We start from the raw sequence: 3,177 nt of genomic DNA, 5'->3' as shown, positions 1-3,177 counted from the left end.
CTCCCCACCTGCCGCTTCGCCGGTTGCGCCAGCCCCGCTGCCCGCCACCGCCACCGCCACCACTGAAGCTCCCACGCCGCGCCACAAGCCTCATGTCATGTATGTGGACGACGACCAGGCCCTGGTCTTCCTGGTACAGCGCCTGCTGCGCCGTCGAGGCTACGAGGTAAGCGGCTTTACCGACCCCCACGAAGCCACAGCCGCTCTGCGCGAGGCACCCCACCGCTATGACCTGCTGGTAACCGACTACAACATGCCGGGCTTCTGCGGCGTTGACCTGGTGCGCGAGGCCCGCATGATCCGTCCGGACCTTCCAGTGGCCCTGGCCTCGGGCTATGTCACGGCCGAGATCGAACAGGCTGCGCTGCTCGAAGGCGCACAGGCGTTGATCCATAAGCCCAACGACGTGGAAGAGCTTTGCGCCACCGTTCAGCGTCTGGTGGGGGGCGACAACCATGCTGCAGGCTGAAGCCAGCGCTCCTGCTGAATACTGGGTGCACAGGACATCGGCTGGGGCCAACAACGCCGAGTGCACCGCAAACGCTCAAGCCCCCCTCGCCCCGGTGGCGCTATACGAGGACGCTGACTTGCTGGTGCTGTACAAGCCCCCAGGCCTGCTGTGCGTGCCAGGGCGCGGCATCGACAAACAGGACTGTTTGAGCGCACGCGCCCAGTCGTACTGGCCGGGCGCACTCATCGTGCATCGACTAGACCAAGCCACTTCGGGTCTGGTGCTGATGGCTCGGCATGCCAGTGCCCAACGGCGCCTGAGCCTGGCATTCGAACAGCGGCAGATTCACAAACGCTATGTCGCGATTGTGGAGGGTCTGATGGAAGCCTCTGCCAACACCTGGAACGACGTCCACCTGCCCATCGCCGCCGACTGGGAACGCCGCCCCTTGCGCGTTATTGATGCTGTGCACGGCAAACCAAGTCACACCCGCTGGCGCGCGCTGGCATACGACGCAGCGGCCAAAACCACCCGTGTCGAGCTTGAACCCGTTACTGGACGCACACATCAGCTACGCGTACACATGGCCGCCATGGGCCATCCGATTCTGGGAGACACGTTGTACGCGGATGCTGCCACGCAAGCCGCGCACCCACGGCTGTTGCTCCATGCAGCAGAACTTGCGCTGGCCCACCCGACCACCGGGCAGCCCATGCGATGGGAGATGGCGGCGGAATTTTGAAGCCTTTTTGCCACTCACCGCCTGATGGGCCTCATTGTTTGCTACGTTTTTGATAGCAATTGTGTTCAGTGACTTCTCAGCAACGCAGTGACCGAATGGCTCAACTGCTCCTGCCAAGGTAAAGCGTCCACCACCGTTGACAGCAGCTCAAGGTTCTTGCGCCACCCTGTGTCGTTGCCTGTGGAATACACCAGCATCACGTTGCTGCGGGGTTGGCCCAGCCGCGCCCAGACAAAGGGCCGCTGTGCCGTCCATGGACTGATGTGCCAGTCCCAGCCGATGGAAACCACCGGGCAGGACGCGCTCACCCATTCTGTGTAACCACTGATGGTTGTCTCGCACCCGCATACCGCCGTGCGCGGCCCCACCACGTCCAGGTCTACTGCCGACATCAGGTGGTGAATAGGCAGCGACAGCAACTCGTCAATCGACAGTCGCAGCAAGCCATCCGGCGATACCTGCACGGCGTTCACACTCGCCCTCCACCAATCGCCCCGATTGCTGCCCATCCCAGGGTGGCGCATTCGTAGGTGCCCGCAACGCCCCAAGCAGGCCGCATCAGCCCAGCAATCCCAGCATGGCGGCGCGTACGGTGGCAGCCGTCTTGTTGGTAGTTTGCAATTTGGTCACGGCATTCTTGACGTGGAAGTTCACAGTGTTTTCCGACACATCCAGCAGCGAGGAAATGTCGGCAGAGGTCTTGCCGTCGGCAGTCCATTTGAGCACCTCGATTTCTCTGGCTGTCAGATGCGGCTGCATCTCTTCGGCCTGGCGTGTTGTGAAGATACGCGACAAGATAAGGTGCGCAATGTGCGCCAGCCAGCGCATCTTCATCTCGTTAAGTGCGATCTCATCGGATGTCAGGGCCTCGGACGAACGCGCCAGCGTCAGCATGCCGCGCACCCCCCCTCCATCAATGCACGATTGCGCCCATCCAAATCGCAGGCCAAACGAGCGCGCGTCTTCCCAGAAATCCTGGGCCGATGCAAACACGTCATCCGACCAGACCAGCGGAGTGTGCTTGCGACACCCATGTTGCACCGTGGGGTCTACCTGCACATAGCTCTGCCGCACATACCGCTCCTGCCACGTCGGCGGATAGTTGTTCAAGAAAATGGTCTTTGGGTTGGACAAAGGCATGGGCACCCGCAAGCCATAGGCGCAGTAGTCAAACCCAAGGACATGCGCAGCAAGCTCGATTTTGCAAAAAACCTCTTGCTCAGACTGGGCACAGTCCATCACCCCCAAAAGATCCTCTTGCCAGCTTGTCATAGGACTCCTGTTTCGAGCACCACCCCACAGAGACTGACCACTCGCATGCGAATGACGCGTCGTCAACAACCGTTACGTTTTTGCACATTCTGGCGACATTGAAGCCCTTTGGCGAGTTGATTTTGACAAGGGTCATGCCAGCCGGCACCTACCAGAGTTGGTAGTTACAAAGATTTTCAGGTGATCTTCTAATGGGCAAAACTCATGAGGGAATATCCGATGCGCATCACCTCTGGCTGCCCTGCGGAACTGCATCCGCCGCTGATGACCCGCATGGCCCGGTACCGGCACCGCGTTTTTGTGGAAAAACTGGGCTGGCAGCTGCACTGCCGCGATGCCCTGGAACTTGACCAATTCGACCGGGACGACACCGTCTATGTCATCGCCCAGAACGAAGATGGCGAAGTCATCGGCACCGCCCGGCTGCTGCCCACCACCCGCCCCTACCTGCTGGCCGAGGTGTTCCCGCAGCTGCTCAATGGCGGTCCAGCCCCCGAGGCACCGGAGGTGTGGGAGCTATCCCGCTTTGCAGCGATGGATTTCTCGGGGCCCACGGGCTCTGCGCTTGACCAGTTCTCCTCACCCATCACCACCGGCCTGCTGCAGGCGGCCAGCCGTTGTGCTATGGCACACGGGGCCCAGCGCATGGTCACGGTTTCTCCACTGGGGGTGGAGCGCCTGCTGCGCCGTACAGGTTTTGAGTCCCATCGCC

At 61.3% G+C, this 3,177-nt stretch carries 5 protein-coding genes; 3 read left to right on the top strand and 2 right to left on the bottom strand.

Annotated features, from left to right (window positions below; translation table 11 throughout):
• Window positions 1–469: response regulator (locus DBR12_RS02375; RefSeq protein WP_233244257.1), on the top strand; the 469-nt coding region annotated here is incomplete at its 5' end.
• Window positions 456–1,193 carry an RluA family pseudouridine synthase gene (locus DBR12_RS02370; RefSeq protein WP_108615776.1) on the top strand — a complete coding sequence of 246 codons (738 nt, stop codon included), beginning with the start codon at window positions 456–458 and terminating at the stop codon, window positions 1,191–1,193. The genes DBR12_RS02375 and DBR12_RS02370, both read left to right, overlap by 14 nt.
• Before the next feature lie 65 nt (window positions 1,194–1,258).
• Here DBR12_RS02370 and DBR12_RS02365 read toward each other — a convergent pair whose 3' ends face one another.
• Window positions 1,259–1,666, bottom strand: a complete 408-nt coding sequence (locus DBR12_RS02365; RefSeq protein ID WP_158274963.1) for a DUF4902 domain-containing protein — start codon at window positions 1,664–1,666, stop codon at window positions 1,259–1,261.
• Window positions 1,667–1,751: 85 nt separating this feature from the next.
• On the bottom strand, window positions 1,752–2,465 hold the full coding sequence (locus DBR12_RS02360; protein ID WP_199226612.1) for an autoinducer binding domain-containing protein: 714 nt from the start codon (window positions 2,463–2,465) through the stop codon (window positions 1,752–1,754).
• Window positions 2,466–2,684: 219 nt separating this feature from the next.
• Between DBR12_RS02360 and DBR12_RS02355 the strand changes: the two genes are divergently transcribed.
• Window positions 2,685–3,177: acyl-homoserine-lactone synthase (locus tag DBR12_RS02355; RefSeq protein WP_108615773.1), on the top strand; the 493-nt coding region annotated here is incomplete at its 3' end.

The organism is Acidovorax sp. HMWF029 (assembly GCF_003060895.1).
In the GTDB taxonomy this organism is placed as follows: Bacteria; Pseudomonadota; Gammaproteobacteria; order Burkholderiales; family Burkholderiaceae_C; genus Acidovorax.
The sequence above is the reverse complement of the archived record's forward strand: the minus strand, read 5'-3'. Positions and strand labels throughout refer to the sequence as shown.

Excerpts from the sequence above, each read along its gene's own strand:
- DBR12_RS02370 (WP_108615776.1), top strand. The coding sequence starts at position 456 with ATGCTGCAGGCTGAAGCCAGCGCTCCTGCTGAATACTGGGTGCACAGG.
- DBR12_RS02360 (WP_199226612.1), bottom strand. The coding sequence starts at position 2,465 with ATGACAAGCTGGCAAGAGGATCTTTTGGGGGTGATGGACTGTGCCCAG.